Annotated in this window: 19 protein-coding genes; 12 read left to right on the top strand and 7 right to left on the bottom strand. The window is 60.4% G+C overall.

Annotated features, from left to right (window positions below):
• Positions 1-50 precede the first annotated feature (50 nt).
• Both HU759_RS07275 and HU759_RS07270 read left to right on the top strand, forming a co-directional pair.
• Entirely contained in the window at positions 51-1,256 is a 1,206-nt protein-coding gene (locus HU759_RS07275) for a cysteine desulfurase (protein WP_186616810.1), read from the top strand.
• Positions 1,253-1,666, top strand: a complete 414-nt coding sequence (locus HU759_RS07270; RefSeq protein ID WP_017137132.1) for a SufE family protein — start codon at positions 1,253-1,255, stop codon at positions 1,664-1,666. Before HU759_RS07275 ends, HU759_RS07270 begins: the two co-directional genes overlap by 4 nt.
• A 123-nt stretch (positions 1,667-1,789) precedes the next feature.
• Here HU759_RS07270 and tcdA read toward each other — a convergent pair whose 3' ends face one another.
• Positions 1,790-2,611 (bottom strand): tRNA cyclic N6-threonylcarbamoyladenosine(37) synthase TcdA, encoded by an 822-nt coding sequence (gene tcdA, locus HU759_RS07265; RefSeq protein ID WP_026013713.1) that lies wholly within the window; start codon positions 2,609-2,611, stop codon positions 1,790-1,792.
• A 211-nt stretch (positions 2,612-2,822) separates the two neighbouring features.
• Between tcdA and HU759_RS07260 the strand changes: the two genes are divergently transcribed.
• From HU759_RS07260 to HU759_RS07245, 4 genes are all read left to right on the top strand, one after another.
• Positions 2,823-5,414 carry a glycosyltransferase gene (locus tag HU759_RS07260; protein WP_099548548.1) on the top strand — a complete coding sequence of 864 codons (2,592 nt, stop codon included), beginning with the start codon at positions 2,823-2,825 and terminating at the stop codon, positions 5,412-5,414.
• 182 nt (positions 5,415-5,596) lie between these two features.
• The gene (gene dapE / locus HU759_RS07255; RefSeq protein ID WP_017137129.1) at positions 5,597-6,748 is read left to right on the top strand and encodes a succinyl-diaminopimelate desuccinylase; all 1,152 of its coding nucleotides are present in this window, start codon (positions 5,597-5,599) and stop codon (positions 6,746-6,748) included.
• On the top strand, positions 6,748-7,557 hold the full coding sequence (locus tag HU759_RS07250) for a putative RNA methyltransferase (protein WP_170036449.1): 810 nt from the start codon (positions 6,748-6,750) through the stop codon (positions 7,555-7,557). The genes dapE and HU759_RS07250 overlap by 1 nt, the downstream gene beginning before the upstream one ends.
• Before the next feature lie 54 nt (positions 7,558-7,611).
• Positions 7,612-7,989 (top strand): hypothetical protein, encoded by a 378-nt coding sequence (locus HU759_RS07245; protein ID WP_170036447.1) that lies wholly within the window; start codon positions 7,612-7,614, stop codon positions 7,987-7,989.
• A 137-nt stretch (positions 7,990-8,126) separates the two neighbouring features.
• Here HU759_RS07245 and HU759_RS07240 read toward each other — a convergent pair whose 3' ends face one another.
• Positions 8,127-8,336 carry a cold-shock protein gene (locus tag HU759_RS07240; RefSeq protein WP_003219353.1) on the bottom strand — a complete coding sequence of 70 codons (210 nt, stop codon included), beginning with the start codon at positions 8,334-8,336 and terminating at the stop codon, positions 8,127-8,129.
• Positions 8,337-8,518: 182 nt separating this feature from the next.
• On the opposite strand from HU759_RS07240, the gene plsB reads away from it, so the two are divergent.
• Genes plsB through HU759_RS07225 form a run of 3 tightly spaced genes read left to right on the top strand, consistent with a single transcriptional unit; the run spans position 8,519 to position 12,204 of the window.
• Entirely contained in the window at positions 8,519-11,023 is a 2,505-nt protein-coding gene (gene plsB, locus HU759_RS07235) for a glycerol-3-phosphate 1-O-acyltransferase PlsB (RefSeq protein ID WP_186616809.1), read from the top strand.
• Positions 11,024-11,074: 51 nt separating this feature from the next.
• A complete protein-coding gene (locus HU759_RS07230; RefSeq protein ID WP_017137125.1) occupies positions 11,075-11,476 on the top strand; it encodes a YbaY family lipoprotein in 402 nt (133 codons plus the stop codon).
• Positions 11,477-11,514: 38 nt separating this feature from the next.
• The gene (locus HU759_RS07225; protein ID WP_017137124.1) at positions 11,515-12,204 is read left to right on the top strand and encodes a DUF4197 domain-containing protein; all 690 of its coding nucleotides are present in this window, start codon (positions 11,515-11,517) and stop codon (positions 12,202-12,204) included.
• Between the two features lie 513 nt (positions 12,205-12,717).
• Here HU759_RS07225 and HU759_RS07220 read toward each other — a convergent pair.
• A complete protein-coding gene (locus HU759_RS07220) occupies positions 12,718-13,332 on the bottom strand; it encodes a LysE family translocator (RefSeq protein ID WP_186616808.1) in 615 nt (204 codons plus the stop codon).
• A 194-nt stretch (positions 13,333-13,526) separates the two neighbouring features.
• Here HU759_RS07220 and HU759_RS07215 point away from each other — a divergent pair, with 194 nt between their 5' ends.
• Positions 13,527-14,117 (top strand): Lrp/AsnC family transcriptional regulator, encoded by a 591-nt coding sequence (locus tag HU759_RS07215; RefSeq protein ID WP_225933036.1) that lies wholly within the window; start codon positions 13,527-13,529, stop codon positions 14,115-14,117.
• 105 nt (positions 14,118-14,222) lie between these two features.
• Here the strand turns inward: HU759_RS07215 and HU759_RS07210 are convergent, their stop codons facing one another.
• Both HU759_RS07210 and HU759_RS07205 read right to left on the bottom strand, forming a co-directional pair.
• Positions 14,223-17,288, bottom strand: coding sequence for an efflux RND transporter permease subunit (locus tag HU759_RS07210; protein WP_138453031.1), 3,066 nt, complete (start codon positions 17,286-17,288; stop codon positions 14,223-14,225).
• A gap of 6 nt (positions 17,289-17,294) precedes the next feature.
• A complete protein-coding gene (locus HU759_RS07205; RefSeq protein WP_169985364.1) occupies positions 17,295-18,395 on the bottom strand; it encodes an efflux RND transporter periplasmic adaptor subunit in 1,101 nt (366 codons plus the stop codon).
• Positions 18,396-18,488: 93 nt separating this feature from the next.
• Between HU759_RS07205 and HU759_RS07200 the strand changes: the two genes are divergently transcribed.
• The gene (locus HU759_RS07200) at positions 18,489-19,124 is read left to right on the top strand and encodes a TetR/AcrR family transcriptional regulator (protein ID WP_017137119.1); all 636 of its coding nucleotides are present in this window, start codon (positions 18,489-18,491) and stop codon (positions 19,122-19,124) included.
• A gap of 122 nt (positions 19,125-19,246) precedes the next feature.
• On the opposite strand, the gene HU759_RS07195 is transcribed toward HU759_RS07200, so the two are convergent.
• A complete protein-coding gene (locus HU759_RS07195) occupies positions 19,247-20,029 on the bottom strand; it encodes a class I SAM-dependent methyltransferase (protein ID WP_017137118.1) in 783 nt (260 codons plus the stop codon).
• A gap of 96 nt (positions 20,030-20,125) precedes the next feature.
• On the opposite strand from HU759_RS07195, the gene HU759_RS07190 reads away from it, so the two are divergent.
• Positions 20,126-20,746, top strand: a complete 621-nt coding sequence (locus HU759_RS07190) for an energy transducer TonB (protein WP_138451325.1) — start codon at positions 20,126-20,128, stop codon at positions 20,744-20,746.
• Between the two features lies 1 nt (position 20,747).
• On the opposite strand, the gene HU759_RS07185 is transcribed toward HU759_RS07190, so the two are convergent.
• A complete protein-coding gene (locus HU759_RS07185) occupies positions 20,748-21,575 on the bottom strand; it encodes an isocitrate lyase/phosphoenolpyruvate mutase family protein (protein WP_170036439.1) in 828 nt (275 codons plus the stop codon).
• Positions 21,576-21,588: the final 13 nt, after the last annotated feature.

Raw genomic sequence — 21,588 nt, 5'->3', positions numbered from 1 at the left:
GCCACTAGCGGGCCCCACACCTGGGGCTCGCTTATACGAGTCTTAAGACCATGCTTGTGCCCTCCCCCTGGCGCGCCGATTTTCCGGCCATCGCCACCCTGCAACGGCAAGACCAGACCTACCTGGACAACGCCGCCACCACGCAAAAACCCCAAGCCCTGTTGGATGCCATCAGCCATTACTACGCCAATGGCGCAGCCAATGTGCACCGTGCCCAGCATTTGCCGGGTGCCCACGCGACCCAGGCGTTTGAAGACAGTCGCAGCAAGGTCGCGCAGTGGTTGAATGCAGGTGACAGCGGGCAGATCGTGTTTACGCACGGCGCGACGTCTGCGCTGAACCTCCTGGCCTATGGCCTTGAGCACTTATTCAATGCGGGTGATGAAATTGTCATCAGCGCCCTGGAACACCACGCCAACCTGCTGCCCTGGCAGCAACTGGCCAAACGTCGCGCGCTGACGCTGGTGGTCTTGCCCCTTGGCGATGATGGCGTGATTGACCTGCAAGCCGCCGCCGAATTGATCAGCCCGCGCACGCGCTTGCTGGCAGTGAGCCAGCTGTCCAACGTACTCGGCGCCTGGCAACCTTTGGAGGTCTTGCTGCCAATGGCCAAGGCCCACGGTGCCTTGACCGTGGCCGATGGCGCCCAAGGCATTGTCCATGGTCGCCACGACGTACAGGCGCTGGGTTGCGACTTCTACGTGTTTTCCAGTCATAAGCTCTACGGCCCGGACGGCGTCGGCGTGCTGTATGGCCGCAACGAAGCGCTGCATCACCTGCGCCACTGGCAGTTTGGCGGCGAGATGGTGCAGCAGGCCGAGTATCAAAGTGCGAGCTTTCGCCCTGCCCCGCTGGGTTTCGAAGCGGGCACGCCGCCGATTGCAAGTGTGATCGGCCTGGGTGCCACGCTGGACTACCTGAACTCACTGGACCAGCCGGCCGTGGTCGCCCATGAAGCAGCCCTGCATGACTACCTGCTGCGCGGCCTGAAAGCACGCAATGGCGTGCGCGTACTGGGCTCGCCCCAGGTGGCACTCGCCAGTTTCGTGGTGGAGGGCGTGCATAACGCCGACCTGGCTCATCTGTTGACCGAACAAGGCATTGCCGTGCGAGCTGGCCATCATTGCGCCATGCCGTTGCTCAAGGCCATGCACTTGTCCGGAGCGATCCGTGTGTCCCTGGCGCTGTATAACGACTCCGATGACCTGGAGCGCTTCTTTGAAGCGCTGGATCAGGCGCTGGATATGTTGCGATGAGCTTGCCTGCGGATGCCATCAGCGCGCTTGAGTCGTTTCAGGCAGTAGGCAGTTGGGAACAACGCGCCCGCATGCTGATGCAGTGGGGCGAGCGGCTGCCGGCGTTGGCGGCTGACGAAAAGGTCGAGGCCAACCTCGTGCAGGGCTGTGAAAGCCTGGTGTGGTTGGTCGGCCGTTTACAGGACGGCCATTGGCAGTTTGCCGCGAGCAGCGATGCGCGAATGATCCGGGGGTTGGTGGCGTTGCTGCTGGCACGGGTCAATGGGTTGTCGGCAAGTGAGTTGCAGGCGGTTGACCTGCCGGACTGGTTCAATCAACTGGGGCTTTCGCGCCAGCTGTCGCCGTCGCGCAGCAATGGGCTTAATGCTGTACTGCAGCGCATGCAAGAGCTGACCTGTACGCAAAACTAATGTGGGAGCTGGCTTGTGTGGGAGCTGGCTTGCCTGCGATGCAGGCACCTCGGTCTATCAGTCAGACTACGGTGAAGCTATCGCAGGCAAGCCAGCTCCCACATTTTGTTTTGTGCAGGACAGCTAGATCTGGGTAGGTTTAACCCGCTCCGACGGTCTGCGCACCCCGGCCACAATTTTGTCCACCGCCTTGGTCGCCGCCACCATGCCAAACGTGGCCGTGACCATCATCACCGCGCCAAACCCGCCCGCACAGTCCAGCTTCACGCCGTCACCGACAAAACTTTTCTGCAAACAAATGCTGCCGTCCGGCTTGGGATAGCGCAGCTGCTCGGTAGAGAACACACACGGCACGCTGTAATGGCGGGTCACGGTGCGCGAAAACCCGTAGTCGCGGCGTAGCGTGGAGCGCACTTTCGAGGCCAGCGGGTCGTTGAAGGTGCGGTTCAAGTCGCAGACCTGGATCAGCGTCGGGTCGATTTGCCCGCCGGCGCCGCCGGTGGTGATGATCTGGATCTTGCGGCGCTTGCACCAGGCGATCAGCGCGGCCTTGGCGTTCACGGCGTCGATGCAGTCGATCACGCAATCGATATTCGGCGTGATGTACTCAGCCATGGTGTCACGGGTTACGAAGTCCGCCACCGCATGCACCGTGCAGTCCGGGTTGATGCCGCGCAGGCGTTCGGCCATTACCTCGACCTTGGGCTTGCCCACGGTGCTGTCCAGGGCGTGCAACTGGCGGTTGCTGTTGCTGACGCAGACATCATCCAGGTCAAACAGCGAAATCTCGCCCACGCCGCAACGGGCCATGGCTTCCGCCGCCCAAGAGCCCACGCCGCCGACGCCGACGATCGCCACATGGGCCGCTTTCAAGCGTTCCAGGCCTTCAATGCCATACAAGCGGGCAACGCCTGCAAACCGCGGATCTTCTGTGCTCATGACCATTACCCCAAAAACCGGCGCGCATTATGGACTACACAGCGACAAGTTCGAAGCTTCCAGCTACAAGTAAAGAACTTAGAGGGTCTTTCGCTGACTAACGTCCGGCTTTTCTCTGTCTGCTGTACGCTCAGTTAAAGGCCGGTGTAGGATGCGCGCCGTTCGGCGTAGGCCGACACCTCTTTTCGTTCCACACCCTTTGGAACCCGAAATAGCCATGTCATCGCGTAAATTTGGACTCAACCTGGTGGTAGTGCTGGCAATTGCCGCGCTGTTTACCGGCTTCTGGGCGCTGATAAACCGCCCGGTCACCACCCCTAACTGGCCTGAACAGATCTCCGGGTTCTCCTACTCGCCGTTCCAACAAGGCCAGTTCCCGCAGAAAGACCAGTACCCCACCGACGACCAGATGCGCCAGGACCTGGCGATCATGAGCAAGCTGACGGACAACATCCGTACTTACTCAGTCGACGGCACCTTGGGCGATATCCCCAAACTGGCCGAAGAGTTCGGCCTGCGCGTGACCCTGGGGATCTGGATCAGCCCGGACCTGGAACGCAACGAGCGTGAAATCCAGCGCGCCATCGAGATCGCCAACAACTCGCGCAGCGTTGTGCGCGTGGTGGTCGGTAACGAGGCATTGTTCCGCGAAGAAATCACCCCGGAGGCGCTGATCGTGCTGCTGGACCGGGTGCGCGCCGCCGTGAAAGTGCCGGTGACCACCTCCGAGCAATGGCACATCTGGGAAAAGAACCCGCAACTGGCCAAGCACGTCGACCTGATCGCCGCGCACATCCTGCCGTTCTGGGAATTCATCCCGATGGACAAGGCCGGCCAGTACGTACTGGACCGTGCACGGGATCTGAAAAAGCTGTTCCCGAAAAAACCGCTGCTGCTCTCGGAAGTGGGCTGGCCGAGCAACGGCCGTATGCGCGGTGGCAATGAAAGCTCGCCGGCAGACCAGGCGATTTACCTGCGTACGCTGGTGAACAAACTGAACCGCCAGGGTTACAACTACTTCGTGATCGAGGCCTTCGACCAGCCGTGGAAAGTCAGCGACGAAGGCTCGGCGGGCGCTTATTGGGGCGTGTACAACGCCGCACGCCAGCAGAAATTCAACTTTGAAGGACCGGTCGTCGCGATCCCGCAATGGCGCGTGCTGGCCATCGGCTCGGTGGTGCTGGCGCTGCTGTCGCTGACCCTGCTGATGATCGACGGCTCGGCCCTGCGCCAGCGTGGCCGCACCTTCCTGACCTTTATCGCGTTCCTCTGTGGTTCGGTATTGGTCTGGATCGGTTACGACTACAGCCAGCAATACAGCACCTGGTTCAGCGTCACCGTCGGCATTTTGCTGGCCCTCGGCGCGTTGGGCGTGTTTATCGTATTGCTCACCGAAGCCCACGAACTGGCGGAAGCGGTGTGGACCCACAAGCGCCGGCGTGAATTCCTGCCGGTGGAAGGCGATTCGGACTACCGCCCGAAAGTCTCGATCCATGTGCCGTGCTACAACGAGCCGCCAGAGATGGTCAAACAGACCCTCGACGCCCTGGCCGCCCTCGATTACCCGGACTTCGAAGTCCTGATCATCGACAACAACACCAAGGACCCAGCCGTCTGGGAGCCGGTGCGCGACTACTGCGAAACCCTCGGCCCGCGCTTCAAGTTCTTCCACGTCTCGCCCCTCGCCGGTTTCAAGGGCGGCGCGCTGAACTACCTGATCCCGCATACCGCCAAGGATGCCGAAGTGATCGCGGTGATCGACTCGGACTACTGCGTGTCGCCCAACTGGCTCAAGCACATGGTGCCGCACTTCGCCGACCCGAAAATCGCCGTGGTGCAGTCGCCGCAGGACTACCGCGACCAGAACGAGAGCACTTTCAAGAAGCTCTGCTACGCCGAATACAAAGGCTTCTTCCATATCGGCATGGTCACCCGCAACGACCGTGACGCGATCATCCAGCACGGCACCATGACCATGACCCGTCGCTCGGTACTCGAGGAGCTGGGCTGGGCCGACTGGTGCATCTGTGAAGACGCCGAACTCGGCCTGCGCGTGTTCGAGAAAGGCCTGTCGGCCGCGTATTACCACGACAGCTACGGCAAGGGCTTGATGCCGGATACCTTTATCGACTTCAAGAAGCAGCGTTTCCGCTGGGCCTACGGCGCGATCCAGATCATCAAGCGCCACACCGCCAGCCTGTTGCGCGGCAAGGGCACCGAGCTGACCCGTGGCCAGCGCTACCACTTCCTCGCGGGCTGGTTGCCGTGGGTGGCGGATGGCATGAACATCTTCTTCACCGTCGGCGCCCTGTTGTGGTCGGCGGCGATGATCATCGTGCCGACCCGTGTTGACCCGCCGCTGCTGATTTTCGCGATCCCGCCGTTGGCGTTGTTTGTGTTCAAGGTCGGCAAGATCATCTTCCTCTACCGCCGTGCGGTGGGTGTGAACTTGAAGGACGCATTCTGCGCGGCGCTGGCCGGGCTGGCGTTGTCACACACCATCGCCAAGGCGGTGCTGTATGGCTTCTTCACCACCAGTATTCCGTTCTTTCGCACACCGAAAAACGCCGATAACCACGGCTTCTGGGTAGCCATTTCCGAAGCCCGCGAAGAGATGTTCATCATGTTGCTGTTGTGGGGCGCCGCACTCGGGATTTACCTGGTGCAGGGCCTGCCGAGCAATGACATACGCTTCTGGGTGGTGATGCTGCTGGTGCAATCGCTGCCGTATGTGGCGGCGCTGATCATGGCGTTCCTGTCGTCGCTGCCAAAACCTGCACCTAAGGTTGAGCCGGCAACCGCTGAGTAAAAACTTGCGCAATGCACTAAACGGCGGCCTCTGGCCGCCGTTTTGCTATAAGATAACGGCCGTTTTACGAGACTTGGCCAGGCCCTGCTTTCTGTGGGAGCTGGCTTGCCTGCTCCCACATCGAACCCTGTTTTATCCACATTCGTCCTGCGCGCCCATTACACGCTTCCCGGAGTTTTCCCATGACGGCCCATGCCGACCTTTCGCCGACCCTTCAACTTGCCATCGACTTGATCCGTCGCCCCTCAGTGACGCCGATTGATGCCGACTGCCAGAAGCTGATGATGCAGCGCCTGGGCGACGCAGGTTTTGCACTTGAGCCGATGCGTATCGAAGATGTGGACAACTTCTGGGCCACCCATGGCAAGCACGAAGGCCCGGTGCTGTGCTTTGCCGGCCACACCGACGTGGTGCCAACCGGCCCGGTGCAGGCCTGGCAGAACGACCCGTTCGATGCGTTGATCGACGAGCACGGCATGCTCTGCGGGCGTGGCGCAGCGGACATGAAAGGCAGCCTGGCGGCAATGCTGGTGGCTTCGGAGCGTTTTGTCACCGACTACCCGGACCACAAGGGCTCGGTGGCTTTTCTGATCACCAGTGATGAAGAAGGCCCGGCGCACCACGGCACCAAAGCGGTGATTGAGCGTCTGGCGGCACGCAAGGAGCGTCTGGACTGGTGCATCGTCGGCGAACCGTCGAGCACCACGCTGGTGGGCGATGTGGTGAAGAACGGCCGTCGCGGCTCCCTCGGCGCCACCTTGACCGTGCGCGGCGTGCAGGGCCACGTGGCATACCCGCACCTGGCGAAAAACCCGATCCACCTGGCGGCACCGGCGCTGGCGGAACTGGCTGCCGAGCATTGGGACGATGGCAACACCTTCTTCCCACCGACCAGCTTTCAAATCTCCAACCTCAATTCCGGCACCGGCGCCACCAACGTGATTCCGGGTGACCTGACAGCAGTGTTCAACTTCCGTTTCTCCACCGAATCCACCGTCGAAGGCCTGCAACAGCGGGTTGCGGCGATTCTGGATAAACACGGCCTGGACTGGCACGTTGATTGGGCCTTGTCTGGCCTGCCATTCCTCACCGAGCCGGGCGCGTTGCTGGATGCTGTCTCGGCCAGCATCAAGGCGATTACCGGCCGCGAGACCAAAGCGTCCACCAGCGGCGGCACGTCCGACGGGCGCTTCATTGCCACCCTCGGCACTCAAGTGGTGGAGCTGGGCCCGGTCAACGCGACGATTCATCAGGTCAACGAACGCATTCTGGCCAGCGACCTCGATGTGCTGACCGAAATCTACTACCAAACCCTGATCAAGTTGCTCGCCTGATGCTCGCGTGCCCCCTTTGCAGCGCACCGCTCAACGCGGTGGATAATGGCGTGGCGTGCCCCGCTGGGCACCGTTTCGACCGTGCGCGCCAGGGTTACCTGAACCTGTTGCCGGTGCAGCACAAGAACAGCCGCGACCCAGGCGACAACCTCGCCATGGTCGAGGCACGCCGCGACTTTCTCAATGCCGGGCACTATGCGCCAGTGGCCAGGCGCCTGGCCGAACTGGCCGCCGAGCGCGCGCCGCAGCGCTGGGTGGACATCGGGTGTGGCGAGGGTTACTACACCGCGCAAATCGCCGACGCCCTGCCCCACGCTGACGGTTATGCGCTGGATATCTCCAAGGAAGCGGTGAAACGCGCATGCAAACGCAACCCGGCGCTGACCTGGTTGATCGCCAGCATGGCCCGCGTGCCGTTGGCGTCGGGCAGTTGCCAGTTTCTCGCCAGCGTGTTCAGCCCTTTGGACTGGGAAGAGGCCAAGCGCCTGCTCAGCCCCGGCGGCGGTTTGATGAAGGTTGGCCCGACTGCCGGCCACCTGATGGAATTGCGCGAACGCCTGTACGACGAAGTGCGTGAATACACCGACGACAAGCATTTGGCTTTGGTGCCACAAGGCATGCGCCTGGCGCACAGTGAAACGCTGGAATTCACCCTGAGCCTGATCGAACCCCAGGACCGCGCCAACCTGCTGGCGATGACGCCCCATGGCTGGCGCGCGAGTGCCGAGCGCCGTGCTGAAGTGATCGAGGCCGCCGAGCCGCTGCTGGTCACCGTATCGATGCGCTACGATTATTTCGTGCTTCAATAACCGACTTTTAAGTATCCGCGAATGGATTTTCGAATCCCGCAACGAGGAACATCCATGCGCCAACCTGATATCGAGATTTACCTGAAAGACGCCGAGGTCGACTACAAGGCCATCGCCGCCTGGCTGGGTGCCGCCCTGGGCCCGTGCACCGACTGGGTCCAGAAAGGCCAGACCTACAAGTGCAAGGCCGGCAATGTGCCGGTTACCTGGCTGCCAAAAGCCGTGGGCAAGTGGAACAGCCTGTACCTGGAAAGCGACCAGACGCCGTGGGATGACGACATCGCCTGCGCCCGCGCCGCCTTTGCCGCGCTGAACGTCGAAGTGCGCTGCGCGCCGGGTACCTGGGTTGAGGAGGAAGGTGAGGAAAGCGCTGATACCTGGATTCGCATCAGTGCCGACGGTGAAGAGCAGATCACCTGGAAAACTGCCTGATCCAAACCGGAAAACCCAATCAATGTGGGAGCTGGCTTGCCTGCGATAGCATCACCGCGGTCCGACTGATAGACCGAGGTGTCTGCATCGCAGGCAAGCCAGCTCCCACAGTTGATTGGGTTGGCGGGACAAGGGTGTTACAGACCCACCACATCCTCAGCCTGCAAGCCCTTCTCGCCGGTCACCACGGCGTATTCCACCTGCTGGCCCTCGGCCAATGAGCGGTGGCCCTCACCGCGAATGGCGCGGTAGTGCACAAACACATCCTTGCCGTCTTCACGCTGGATAAAGCCATAGCCCTTTGCATCGTTGAACCACTTCACATTGCCGGTTTCACGCGTTGCCATCTGTCTTACTCCCACATGCATTTTTATTGTTGAGTCGCTCGCATTGAACTGCCGAGTATAAGACAGGCTCAAAAACGATCAACTCAAGTTTACATCGCTGCTTTTTTGCCGATTTTCGGCGAATACGGCACACTACCCGCCCGAGCACCTGCTCGGTTTTTTCCACTTGAAGCAGCACGCCTATGACCCGCTCCCCGTTCCGCCGTCTGGTGTTTGGCACCTTGCGCCGACTGTTGTACCTCTGGGTTCGCTCGGAGACGATCAATCAGTCGTCCCTAACCCTTAACCTGGACCGCAGCCGGCCGGTGTTTTACGTCCTGCAATCGCCCTCTCTCACCGAATTGGCGGTGGTCGACAAGGAATGCACCAAGGCCGGCCTGCCGCGCCCGGTGCTGCCGGTGTCGGTGGGTTCGTTGATCGAACCCGCCGCGTTCTTCTACCTCACGCCCGAACCCGACTGGCTCGGCCGCCAGGACAAGCGCGGCGCGCCGCCAACCCTGACCCGCCTGGTCAACACCCTGACCGAGCACGCCGAAGAGAATGCACAAATCATTCCGGTCAGCGTGTTCTGGGGGCAGTCGCCCGAAAGCGAGTCCAGCCCGTGGAAACTGCTGTTTGCCGACAGCTGGGCCGTCACCGGCCGCCTGCGCCGGTTGCTGAGCATCCTGATCCTGGGCCGCAAGACCCGTGTGCAATTCTCCGCGCCTATCAACCTGCGTGAATTGATCGAGCACAATAAAGGCCACGAACGTACCGTGCGCATGGCCCAGCGCATCCTGCGTGTGCACTTTCGTAACCTGAAGACTGCGGTCATCGGCCCCGACCTGTCTCACCGCCGTAACCTGGTCAAAGGCCTGGTCAACATGCCGCTGGTGCGCCAGGCCATCGCCGATGAAGCCGAGCGCGAGAAAATCACCCCGGAAAAAGCCAAGGCCCAGGCCCTGCGCTACGGCAACGAGATCGCTTCGGACTACACCTACACCGCGATTCGCTTTCTGGAAGTGGTATTGAGCTGGTTCTGGAACAAGATCTACGACGGCATCAAGGTCAACAATATCGAAGGTGTGCAAAAGGTTGCCCAGGGTTACGAGGTGATCTACGTGCCTTGCCACCGCAGCCATATCGACTACCTGCTGCTTTCGTACCTGCTGTTCAAAAACGGCCTGACCCCGCCGCACATTGCCGCCGGCATCAACCTGAACATGCCGGTGATCGGCAGCCTGTTGCGCCGTGGCGGTGCATTTTTCATGCGCCGCACCTTCAAGGGCAACCCGCTGTACACCTCGGTGTTCAACGAGTACCTGCACACCCTGTTCACCAAGGGCTTCCCGGTGGAGTACTTCGTCGAAGGCGGACGCTCGCGCACCGGGCGTATGCTGCAACCGAAAACCGGCATGCTGGCGATCACCCTGCGCAGCTTTTTGCGTTCCTCACGCATGCCGATCGTGTTCGTGCCGGTGTATATCGGCTATGAACGCGTACTCGAAGGCCGTACCTACCTGGGCGAGTTGCGCGGGGCGAGCAAGAAGAAAGAATCGATCTTCGATATTTTCAAAGTGGTCGGCGCGCTCAAGCAGCGCTTTGGTCAGGTCGCGGTCAACTTCGGCGAGCCGATCAAGCTGGCCGAGTTCCTCGACGCCGAGCAGCCGGACTGGCGTGCCCAAGAGCTGGGCCCGAACTACAAACCGGCGTGGCTCAATGAAACCACCAACCGCCTCGGCGAACAGGTGGCACGCCACCTCAACGAAGCCGCAGCGGTCAACCCGGTAAACCTGGTGGCCCTGGCGCTGCTTTCGACCACACGCCTGGCCCTGGATGAACAGGCCATGGCCCGCCAGTTGGACCTGTACCTGGCACTGCTACGCCGTGTGCCCTACTCGCCGCACACCACCTTGCCGGAAGGCGATGGGCTGGCGCTGATCAAGCACGTCAAGGACATGAACCTGCTCTCGGAGCAGAGTGACGCCCTGGGCAAAATTGTGTATCTGGATGAGCAGAACGCCGTCCTGATGACCTATTACCGCAACAACGTGCTGCATATTTTTGCCCTGCCGGCGCTGCTGGCGAGCTTCTTCCAGAGCAGCTCGCGCATGAGCCGCGAGCAGATCCTGCGCTTCACTCGCGCGCTCTACCCTTACCTGCAATCGGAGTTGTTTATCCGCTGGTCGCTGGAAGAGTTGGACGCCGTCGTCGACCAATGGCTGGAAGCCTTTGTCGAGCAAGGCCTGCTGCGGTTTGAAAACAACGTGTACCTGCGCCCGGCCCCGAGTTCGCGGCACTTTGTGCTGCTGACGCTGTTGTCCAAGAGCATCGCCCAGACCCTGCAACGCTTCTACATGGCGATCTCGCTGCTGCTTAACAGCGGCCAGAACAGCATCAGCGCCGAAGAGCTGGAAGACCTGTGTACGATCATGGCCCAGCGCCTGTCGATCCTGCATGGCCTGAACGCGCCGGAGTTCTTCGACAAGAGTCTTTTCCGACATTTTATCCAGACATTGCTGGAGCAAGATGTGCTGCGCCGCGACGAGGCCGGGAAATTGAGTTACCACGACCTGCTGGGTGAGCTGGCGGAAGGCGCGGCCAAACGCGTGCTGCCTGCCGAGATTCGTCTGTCGATTCGCCAGGTGGCCTTGCATCGCGTCGACGGCGCAGTTGAAGCGCCTGTGGAACCGGCAGAAAGCCGCTAGATTGACTGAGGCGCCGGGCTGTTTCCGGCGCCGTTGAAAAGGAGCTGTACCATGAAAAAGATCATCCTCCTGGGCCTTACCGCCCTGCTCGGAGCCTGCCAATCCATGACCCCAGCCCCCAAGGCCAGCCTCGACGGCGAAGTGTTCTACCTGCAACGCATCGCCTTGCCGCCCGCGGCCACCCTGAGCGTCAGTCTGCAGGACGTGTCGCTGATGGACGCGCCGGCGGTGACCCTGGCCGAACAGAAAGGCCCGGTCAAAGGCCAGGTGCCGCTGCCGTTTCACCTGAGCTACGACCCGGCCCAAATCAAGCCAGGCCACACTTATTCGGTGAGTGCTCGCATCGAGCTGGACGGCAAGCTACTGTTTATTACCACCGAACGCCACGCGGTGCAGCTCGACGGCAAGGACGAACAGCCACTGCGTCTGCGCGTTGATGCTGTCGCACACTGACCTTTCCAGACCATAAGCCCGAACATAAGGAAGCGCTCATGCTCCGTCACTCTCTTCGCCTCACTGCCCTGTGTGCCGGCTTGCTGCTAGGTGCCAACGCCATGGCCCTGGACCTTGGCAGCCTGTCCCAGGGCGACGCCAGCGGCGGCCTCAAAGACGCCCTGACCCAAGGCGCCCAGATCGCCGTGAAACAACTGGGCGTGCCCGGTGGCTTCAGCAACAACCCCGAAGTGAAGATCGGCTTGCCAGGCAAACTCGGCAAAGTCGCCGACAAGCTGAAGATGTTCGGCATGGGTGACCAGGTCACGCAGCTGGAAACCAGCATGAACAAGGCCGCCGAAACGGCCGTGACCCAGGCGCAACCGATTCTGGTCAATGCCGTCAAAAACATGAGCGTGACTGACGCCAAGGGCATTCTCAGCGGCGGCCAGGACTCGGCGACGCAGTACTTGAACAAAAGCAGCCGTGAGCAGATTCGCGCCAAGTTCCTGCCGATCGTCAAGGCCGCTACCGACAAGGTTGGGGTTGCGCAACAGTACAACGCCCTGGCTGGCAAGGCGGCAGCATTTGGCGCAGTGGATGCCAAAAGTGCCAACGTTGAAAACTACGTGACCGAACAGGCGCTGGACGGCTTGTTCAAGATGATCGCGCAGCAGGAAGAAACCATTCGCAAAAACCCGGCGGCCGCGGCCACCAGTCTGGCCAAGAAGGTGTTTGGGGCACTATAAGCTTCTCAAACACACTGGTCCCACTGCGCCAAGGCCGCTTACCACGGGCCTTGGCGCAGTTGTTTCAGGCCAAGCCCCTTAACGATTCAGCGTAAAAAGCGGATAGCTAGGCCTGTAGGGTGAAGGTTGCTCGTAGACCGTGTGCTGCTGTGGATACGGCCTGCCATGGTTGGTCTGGGTTGGATAGGTGTGGCCCACGTTCGGCCGGACTGTATGAGGACGATGTTGGGGATAGTGGTGATTGTTTGTTGCGTGCCCCGACCTATACCCATTTCCAAAATTGTTGCGCGGTGCATTATTGCCCAACAGGGCTCCGAGCAGCGCACTTTTGAAAGCAATTACAGCATCAAAAAAAGCCATGTAACTCTCCATAAACTCATTGAATAGGTCGGACTGCCAACTCAGGGAAGTCCAAACCTGCGCCTGTCCATCAGGCAATTCTGAGTGGAGTAAAAAAGGCAAACGTTCCAAAGGCGCAGACGCCTGTTTGCATCAGGATGTGAGTCAGTGCTACTACGTCAGCGTGAATGACCAGGCGACCGTCACTACCATCAAAATCGCGAAGCTTATGTTAAGTCGTCGACTCCAAACGGGGTGGATGAACAACTTGCGCATCCGGCTGCCTGCAAAAAGCCACAAAAAATCGAATACCACGCAAACCAATAAACAAATAAGCGCTTTTGTGCCCTGCTCCCAGCCCGGCGTCGTGCCCAAGGTGAAACTGCCCAGTAACGCTGCAAACGCGGCATACGCCTTGATATTTGCAACCCCCAGCACAAAACCGGCACCCCAGCCCGGCGTGACCACGGCTTGCTGATCCTGAATGGGCGGTGCCGTACCAATGCGGTAAGCCAACCAAAAAATATAAACAATGGAGATGATCGTCAGTGCCACCGCCAACCCGGGAAAGCTGTGCAAGACCACATACAGCCCAGAAACAACCAACGCCATGGCAATCACTAAACCCAGGGTGATCCCGACAAAAAACTGAAACGAGCGTTGCATGCCATACGCCGCGCCGCTGGCAGCCAGCGCCAGAGTCGCGGGGCCGGGGCTGGCCAGTAAGGCGATAGCTGCGAGAGTAAAGGTGAATATCGCCTGGTAAACACTTAGCGTGACATCAAACATGTGAAGCGCCTCGGTAGCCTTATTCAAAACTTAATGAAACCGCACCGCCTTGTAGTTGTAACTCGACGTTAGCACCCCTCACAACCACCACGCACTGGACCGCTTTGCACATTCATACACCCATTCAATAAAATTTATAGCAAGTTAAAAACACTCACTCAAACACAGCCGCATCGTTTAGCCGGCGGTAACTTTTGAACGCAGCTGTAATTCGCACATTCAAGAATAAAAAAATAGATGGAAACCTTTTAAAAATCCATTCTTTTGTCAGGGATCTGTGGTATGTAAGATTTTCACGCTATTTCATCAATGTTCGTAAGGTCCATCTAATGAAAAGGCTTACAAAAAACGATCAGACACTCGATGCAATTGATCGCGCGCTGCTGGTCGCCCTGCATCAGAATGCCCGTGCCTCTATCCGCGCGCTCAGCCGGCAGGTGGGATTGTCCGCTCCTGGTTGCAGTGAGCGTCTCAAACGCCTGGAAGTGGCAGGGGTTATAAGTGGGTTCAGCGTAGCGTTGGACGCGCAGGCACTGGGGTTTGCGCTGCAGGCACTGGTGCGGGTAAAACCGCTGACGGGAAATTTTCAAACAGTGGAGCAGCTACTGTCAGACATGCCTGAATGTATTGTCTGTTACAAGATCACCGGGGAAGACAGTTTCGTCTGCCATCTGTACACACATTCCGTTAACCACCTTGATCAAACCTTGCAAAAAATAACGCCGTTGGCCGACACCAACACCTCTATTATAAAAACCGTCGAGAAGAAACTGCCCCTGTTCTAAATAAACAAGTGGGAGACATTCAGGCTTAAACAGCAGTTATCGAATTTCAGGCTTTTCCCACACCCGTCAATACTATCGATACGCCTTCACGCCTCCCGTTATGAACTAGTGCGCCTCCTTCTTAATGCGAAACCATGCCGCATACAGGGCTGGCAAGAACAATAACGTCAACGCGGTCGCCACAATCAACCCGCCCATGATTGCCACCGCCATCGGCCCGAAGAACACGCTGCGCGACAGCGGAATCATTGCCAATACCGCCGCAAGCGCCGTCAGCACAATCGGGCGAAAGCGTCGGACGGTGGCTTCGATGATCGCCTGCCAGGGCGCCAGTCCCGCCTTGATGTCTTGTTCAATCTGGTCCACCAGGATCACCGAGTTACGCATGATCATGCCCGACAGCGCGATGGTGCCGAGCATGGCGACAAAGCCGAAGGGCTGGCGGAACACCAGCAGGAACAAGGTCACGCCGATCAAGCCCAGCGGCGCCGTCAGAAACACCATTGCAGTGCGTGAGAAACTGCGCAGTTGCAGCATCAGCAAGGTCAGCACTACCACGATAAACAGCGGCACGCCGGCCTTGACCGAGTTCTGGCCACGGGCCGAATCCTCGACGGTGCCGCCCACTTCGAGCAGGTAGCCGTCCGGCAGTTCGGCACGCACGCCTTCCAGGGTCGGCAGGATCTGCTGGACCAAGGTTGCCGGTTGTTCCTTGCCGTAGATATCGGCACGCACGGTCACCGTCGGCAGGCGATTGCGGTGCCAGATGATGCCTTCTTCAAAGCCATATTCGAGGGTCGCAATCTGCGACAGCGCTACGCTTTTGCCGTTGTCGGTCGGCACCGCCAGGCTCGGCAGCAGCGACAACTCGGTACGTTCATGCACGGTGCCGCGTAGCAGGATCTCGATCAACTCGTTGTCCTCGCGGTACTGGCTGACGCTGGAGCCGGTCAAGGAACTTTGCAGGAACTTCGACAGGTTGGCAGTGCTGACGCCCAGCGCACGGGCACGGTCCTGGTCGATATTCAGGTAGACGATCTTGCTCGGTTCCTCCCAGTCCAGGTGCACGTTGACCACGTGGGTATTTTCGCGAACCTTGGCCGCGACCTTGCGCGCCAGGGCACGGACTTCTTCGATGTGCTCGCCGGTCACGCGAAACTGCACCGGGTAGCCCACGGGCGGGCCGTTTTCCAGGCGCGTGACGCGTGAACGCAGGTCGGGGAATTGTTCGTTAAGGGTCTCGATCAGCCAGGTGCGCAGGCTTTCGCGTTCCTCGATGGTTTTGGCCAGTACCACAAACTGCGCAAAGCTGGCGGCCGGCAGTTGTTGGTCCAGCGGCAGGTAGAAGCGCGGCGAACCGGTGCCCACATAGGCCACATAGTTGTCGATGCCAGCATGTTCCTTGAGCAAGGCTTCCAGGCGCTTGACCTGGTCGGCGGTGTTGCTCAGCGAGGCACCTTCAGCCAGTTTCAGGTCGACCATCAACTCCAGTCGGCCGGAGGCCGGGAAGAACTGCTGTGGCACAAAACGGAACAGCGCCACCGAGCCGATAAACAACAACAAGGTCAACACGATCACGGTTTTGCGCCGACGCACACACCATTCGACCAAGCGTCTTACACGTTGATAGAACGGCGTGCCGTAGGGATCAGGCCCATCGGTGCCGTGTTTGGCCGCATGAATCTTCGCCAGGTCCGGCAGGAGCTTTTCCCCCAGGTACGGCACAAACACCACCGCCGCAACCCACGAGGCCAGCAGGGCAATGGTCACCACTTGGAAAATCGAACGGGTGTATTCACCGGTACTCGATTGCGCGGTGGCAATCGGCAGGAAACCTGCGGCGGTGATCAATGTGCCGGTGAGCATCGGGAACGCGGTGCTGGTCCAGGCAAAACTCGCGGCCTTGAGCCGGTCGTAGCCCTGCTCCATTTTGATCGCCATCATTTCCACGGCGATGATCGCATCGTCCACCAACAAGCCCAGGGCCAACACCAAGGCACCGAGGGAGATTTTGTGCAGGCCGATGCCCAGGTAATACATGGTCGCAAAGGTCATCGCCAGTACTAGCGGAATCGCCAGGGCGACCACCATGCCGGTGCGTACACCAAGGGAGAAGAAGCTCACCAGCAGCACGATGGCCAAGGCTTCAGCGAGTACCTGGACGAATTCACCGACGCTGGTTTTCACCGCCGCCGGTTGGTCCGAGACCTTGCGCAGTTCCATGCCTGCCGGAAGGTTCTTCTGCAGGCGTGCGAATTCGCCTTCAAGGGCCTTGCCCAGTACCAGAATGTCGCCGCCGTCACGCATCGCCACGGCCAGGCCGATGGCGTCCGCGCCCATATAGCGCATGCGCGGCGCCGGTGGGTCGTTGAAGCCGCGATGGATTTGCGCCACATCACCGATGCGGAAGGTGCGGTCACCTACGCGAATCGGGAAGTTACGGATCTCATCGACCGTTTTGAAGTTACCCGAGACGCGCAGTTGCACGCGTTCCGTCGGGGTTTCAAAGAAACCGGCGGTGGAGACGGCGTTCTGCTCCTGCAGTGCCTGCTGCACTGCAGCCAATGGCAGGCCGAGGGTGGCGAGCTTGAGGTTGGACAGTTCGATCCAGATCTTCTCGTCCTGCAGGCCCAGTAACTCGACCTTGCCCACATCCGGCACGCGTTGCAGTTGAATCTGGATGCGGTCGGCGTAGTCCTTGAGCACCGCGTAGTCAAAACCGTCACCGGTCAGGGCGTAGATATTGCCGAAGGTGGTGCCGAATTCATCGTTGAAAAACGGCCCCTGGATATCCGGCGGCAAGGTCTGGCGAATATCGCTGATCTTCTTGCGCACCTGGTACCACAGCTCCGGGATTTGTGCCGAGTGCATCGAATCGCGGGCCATGAAGGTGACCTGGGACTCACCGGGCCGGGAGAACGAGACAATGCGCTCGTACTCGCCCGTCTCCATCAGCTTCTTCTCGATACGTTCGGTGACTTGGCGCGAAACTTCCTGGGCCGTGGCGCCCGGCCAGTTGGTCTTGATGACCATGGCCTTGAAGGTAAACGGCGGGTCTTCACTTTGCCCCAGCTTGGTGTAGGACAACGTGCCGACCACTGCCAGCAGGATCATCAGGAACAGTACGATCTGGCGATTACGCAACGCCCATTCGGAAAGATTGAAACCCATCGGGGACTACTCCTTGGCCGCCAGATTCACTACTCGGTTGGAGCGATCCACCGGGCGCACTTGCTGGCCCTCATGGAGCACATGCACACCCGCCGCGATCACCCAATCGGTGGGGGCCAAGCCTTCAAGCACCGGCACGGTTTTTTCACCGAAAGCACCGATGCGCACCGGCGTTCGTTTGAGCGTGTTGTCCGGCTGTACCCGCCAGACGTAGGACGCACCGTTCTCCGCGCTCAGGGCCGACAGCGGCACGGACAGTGGGACGATGCCATCAGCCTGGATGAAGACGCGGGCGCTCTGGCCCAACTCGGCGGGGACTTTGCCGCCGGTGAAGGCAACGCGCGCAGCGAAGGTGCGGGATTTTGGGTCGGCTGCCGGTGAGAGCTCACGAATGCGCCCGGCAAAACGTTGGTCGGGCTGGCTCCACAACTCCACCGATACCGGTTGGCCGATCTTGAAGCGGCCAAAGCCTTGCTCGGGCAGGCTGATCAACACTTCGCGCTCGCCATCGGTGGCCAGGGTAAACACCGTTTGGCCGGCGGACACCACTTGGCCGACTTCCACCGCACGCTTGGCCACTACACCGTCCTGGGGCGCACGCAGCACGGCATAGCCGGCCTGGTTGCTCGATACGTCGAACTCGGCCTTGATCTGCTTAAGGCGTGCTTCACCGGATCGGTAGAGGTTTTCGGAATTGTCGTACTGCGAGCGGCTGACCATCTGACGGTCCATCAGGGTCTTGTAGCGGTCGCGTTCGGCGCGCACCAGGCTCAGGTTGGCTTCGGCGGCGGCAACCTGAGCGCGGGTGGCTTCCAGTTGCAGGCGCACGTCCTGTGGGTCGAGCTCTGCCAATGGTTGGTTGGCCTTGACCCGCTCGCCCTCCTCCACCAAGCGCTTACTGACTTTGCCGCCGATGCGAAAGGCCAGGTCCGGCTCATAACGGGCGCGTACTTCCCCCGGAAAACTGTCCATCGCCAGCGCCGACGGCTGCGGTTGCACCACCATGGCCGGGCGGATGGTGGTTTGGGCCGCTTCTTCATGACCGCAGGCGGTCAACAGGAAGATCAGGCTGACAGGCAACGCAAGGGGCAGGAAAGTACTGCGCATGCTGAAGGACCTTTCGCAAATGGAGCTAGGAATAATTATACTGGCCGGTATGTTATTAATACCAAACTCACCAGTCCAGTATTAAAGGTGAAAATGTCCGACAATCCTGTAAACACCAATAGCCCCGGGCGTCCCAAGGACATGGCAAAACGCCAGGCAATCCTCGAAGCAGCCAAAATCCTGTTTTTGAGCAATGGCTACGCCAGCACCAGCATGGATGCCGTGGCCCTTGAGGCCGGCGTGTCAAAACTGACGGTCTACAGCCACTTCACGGATAAAGAGACCTTGTTCACCGCCGCCGTCGTGGCCAAGTGCGAGGAGCAGTTGCCGGTGATGTATTTCGAGTTGCCCGAGGGCATGCCGGTGCACACCGTGCTGCTGAACATCGCGCGCGGCTTTCATCGGCTGATCAACAGCGAAGAATCGGTGAACCTGCACCGCCTGATGATGACCACCGGCAACCAGGACGTGAAACTCTCGCAGATCTTCTTTGAAGCCGGGCCTATGCGCATGCTGCAAGGCATGGAGCGCCTGCTCAGCCGCATTGACCAGAGCGGCGCCTTGAGCATCGACAAACCATTTACGGCGGCTGAGCACTTCTTTTGCCTGCTCAAGGGCACGGCAAATTTTTGCTTGTTGTATGGGTGTGGCGGGCAGTTGAGTGAAGAAGCTGCCGAAGCGCATGTGCAGGAGGTGGTGGGGTTGTTTATGCGGGCGTATCGGCCTTGAGGGTTTGAGCTGCCTGATCGGGCACTATCGCAGGCAAGCCAGCTCCCACCTTTGACTGTGTTTGCAAATCAAAACGTGGGAGCTGGCTTGCCTGCGATGAGGCCCGAAAGAACAACAATGATTCAGGACTTGAGCGCTTTCTTTGGATAGATGTCATACCGGCTGGACTTGCCATCCAACGCATGGCTCGGTTTCGGCCCGTCAATGCACGGCGCCTTGCGCGGGCGCTTGACCACCACGCGGTGGCTGGCCAACGCCAAGGCGGCAGCGAGTAAGGCCGGTGCGTCCGGATCATCGCCCACTAAGGGGCGAAACAGGCGCATTTCCTTCTTCACCAGCGCCGTTTTCTCACGGTGCGGGAACATCGGGTCCAGGTAGATCACCTGCGGCGGCTCGCCCTCCCAGTTGCGCATCACCTCGATCGAGTTGCCCTTGAGCAACTGCATGCGCGCCACAATCGGCGCCACTTCAAAGTCGTCCGCACCACGGGCCAGGCCGTCTTCGAGCAAGGCGCCGATCAACGGCTGACGCTCGATCAGGCTCATCTCGCAGCCCAGGCTGGCGAGTACGAACGCGTCCTTGCCCAAGCCCGCCGTAGCGTCCAGCACCCGTGGGCGCACCCCTTGGGCAACACCGACCGCCTTGGCGATCATCTGCCCGCTGCCACCGCCGTAGAGACGCCGATGCGCCGCGCCGCCTTCGACGAAGTCCACGCGCACCGGCCCCGGCGCGTCAGGCCCGAGCTGTTGCAGTTGCAGGCCGTGTTCCCCGACTTGCAGGGAAAAGTCCGCCTCCTCCAGCTGTAAAGGCAGGCCAAGCTGCGCGGCCCAGTGCTCGGCGCGGGCCTTGAAACCGTCGGCCAAAGCCTCGACCCGAATGCGGCTGGCCGCTGGTTGTTCGCTCATCAATCGCTACGCTCAAAAATATTAAGGATCGGCAAACAACGGCCGATAAAAACAACAGTCAGGTATTTTGCCAGAGCTGAGCGTCGACCGAGAAAAATGTCAGACATTCTTCCCCTAACCATCGGTGTACTGCCGACCCACAACCACTACGGCCTGCGCAATACTCAAGCGCTGGCTGGGGTGAGCCATGTGTGGCAGGACTTCTTCGCCCGTGCGTTGGCCGAGCAGCTTGGCGATACGCCGGGTGCGCTGGCGGCCAAAGCCCCGGCGCCGAGGGACCCGGCGGTAGAACCCAGCGAAGGCGCCGACCTGTTGTCACAGATCCTCACCCAGCGTGAATGCGACGTACACGACACCGAGGTCGCCCCGCCGGAGCCGTTGTTCCTGCCCATCGCCGAATTTGAAACCGAGCTGCTGCCGCCGCCTGCCACGCCGTTCCCGGCAGAAGAAATCATCGCCCAGCAGCGCCAGCAAAACTTCGAAAGCGGCTGGGTCCGCCCGATTGTGCTCAATGCCGGCAACCCGCCGCCTGAGCCTGGCCCGGCGCCGCAGCCCCAGCCGCTGCACCTGCCGATTGCCGAATTCGAACTGGACCTGCTGCCACCGCCTGCCACGCCTTACCCGGCCGAGGAGCTGGTGGCGCAACAGAAGGCGCTGGACTTCGATTATCACTGGGCGCGCCCGCTGGTCCTCAACAACCTGCGCCTGGCGGCCTGATTCAGCCTTTGAAAAAACCGTTGGCCTGGCTGAACGGCATCTTGCGTTCAGTGAAGGTAAAAGTGCCCAGCTCATACACCTCCTGCGCCGCCCGATAGAACTCGCCATACGCCGCCAGCGCCATGGCTGAGCCGACACTGATGCGGCGCACGCCCATTTCGCTCAACTGCGCCACGCTCAGGTTCAAACCACCGGACATCAGCACATTTACCGGTTTGGGCGCCACCGCCTTGACCACCGCGAGCACTTCTTCGGCACTGCGCAAGGCGGGAGCGTAGAGCACGTCCGCCCCGGCTTCGGCGTAGGCTTGCAGGCGGCGAATAGTGTCAGGCAAATCCAGGCGACCATGCAGGAGGTTTTCTGCACGGGCGGTGAGCGTAAAGGCAAATGGCAAGCTGCGGGCAGCGGCGACGGCGGCTTCCACGCGCTCCACCGACAGGTCAAACGGATAGATCGGGTCGACCGCAATGCCTGTGGCGTCTTCGATAGAGCCACCCACAATACCGCTGGCCGCGGCGCGCAGGATGGTCTGGGCGCAGCCTTCGGGGGTGTCGCTGAAGCCGTTCTCCAGGTCAGCCGCCACCGGCAGCGCAGTGGCCCGCACGATCGATGACGCATTGGCCAAGGTGTCTTCAAGGGATAATGCGCCTTCCGCATCCGGTCGCCCGAGGCTGAACGCATAGCCCGCACTGGTCGTGGCCAACGCCTCAAAACCCAGGCTGGCGAGCATGATGGCGGAGCCGGCGTCCCACGGGTTGGGCATCACGAATGCGCGGTCACGCTCATGCAAGGCCTTGAAGGTTTCGGCGCGAAGGGTTTGGGCATCCATGGCTGACTCCTGT

The organism is Pseudomonas sp. OE 28.3, assembly GCF_014268205.2.
Lineage (GTDB): Bacteria > Pseudomonadota > Gammaproteobacteria > Pseudomonadales > Pseudomonadaceae > Aquipseudomonas > Aquipseudomonas edaphica.
Note: the sequence above shows the minus strand (reverse complement) of the source record. Positions and strands in the feature narration are given on the sequence as shown.

Excerpts from the sequence above, each read along its gene's own strand:
- HU759_RS07250 (WP_170036449.1), top strand. The coding sequence starts at position 6,748 with ATGCTCGCGTGCCCCCTTTGCAGCGCACCGCTCAACGCGGTGGATAAT.
- HU759_RS07275 (WP_186616810.1), top strand. The coding sequence starts at position 51 with ATGCTTGTGCCCTCCCCCTGGCGCGCCGATTTTCCGGCCATCGCCACC.
- HU759_RS07225 (WP_017137124.1), top strand. The coding sequence starts at position 11,515 with ATGCTCCGTCACTCTCTTCGCCTCACTGCCCTGTGTGCCGGCTTGCTG.
- HU759_RS07185 (WP_170036439.1), bottom strand. The coding sequence starts at position 21,575 with ATGGATGCCCAAACCCTTCGCGCCGAAACCTTCAAGGCCTTGCATGAG.
- tcdA (WP_026013713.1), bottom strand. The coding sequence starts at position 2,611 with ATGGTCATGAGCACAGAAGATCCGCGGTTTGCAGGCGTTGCCCGCTTG.
- plsB (WP_186616809.1), top strand. The coding sequence starts at position 8,519 with ATGACCCGCTCCCCGTTCCGCCGTCTGGTGTTTGGCACCTTGCGCCGA.
- HU759_RS07230 (WP_017137125.1), top strand. The coding sequence starts at position 11,075 with ATGAAAAAGATCATCCTCCTGGGCCTTACCGCCCTGCTCGGAGCCTGC.
- HU759_RS07260 (WP_099548548.1), top strand. The coding sequence starts at position 2,823 with ATGTCATCGCGTAAATTTGGACTCAACCTGGTGGTAGTGCTGGCAATT.
- HU759_RS07210 (WP_138453031.1), bottom strand. The coding sequence starts at position 17,288 with ATGGGTTTCAATCTTTCCGAATGGGCGTTGCGTAATCGCCAGATCGTA.
- HU759_RS07245 (WP_170036447.1), top strand. The coding sequence starts at position 7,612 with ATGCGCCAACCTGATATCGAGATTTACCTGAAAGACGCCGAGGTCGAC.
- HU759_RS07195 (WP_017137118.1), bottom strand. The coding sequence starts at position 20,029 with ATGAGCGAACAACCAGCGGCCAGCCGCATTCGGGTCGAGGCTTTGGCC.
- HU759_RS07240 (WP_003219353.1), bottom strand. The coding sequence starts at position 8,336 with ATGGCAACGCGTGAAACCGGCAATGTGAAGTGGTTCAACGATGCAAAG.
- HU759_RS07205 (WP_169985364.1), bottom strand. The coding sequence starts at position 18,395 with ATGCGCAGTACTTTCCTGCCCCTTGCGTTGCCTGTCAGCCTGATCTTC.
- HU759_RS07200 (WP_017137119.1), top strand. The coding sequence starts at position 18,489 with ATGTCCGACAATCCTGTAAACACCAATAGCCCCGGGCGTCCCAAGGAC.
- dapE (WP_017137129.1), top strand. The coding sequence starts at position 5,597 with ATGACGGCCCATGCCGACCTTTCGCCGACCCTTCAACTTGCCATCGAC.
- HU759_RS07270 (WP_017137132.1), top strand. The coding sequence starts at position 1,253 with ATGAGCTTGCCTGCGGATGCCATCAGCGCGCTTGAGTCGTTTCAGGCA.
- HU759_RS07220 (WP_186616808.1), bottom strand. The coding sequence starts at position 13,332 with ATGTTTGATGTCACGCTAAGTGTTTACCAGGCGATATTCACCTTTACT.
- HU759_RS07190 (WP_138451325.1), top strand. The coding sequence starts at position 20,126 with ATGTCAGACATTCTTCCCCTAACCATCGGTGTACTGCCGACCCACAAC.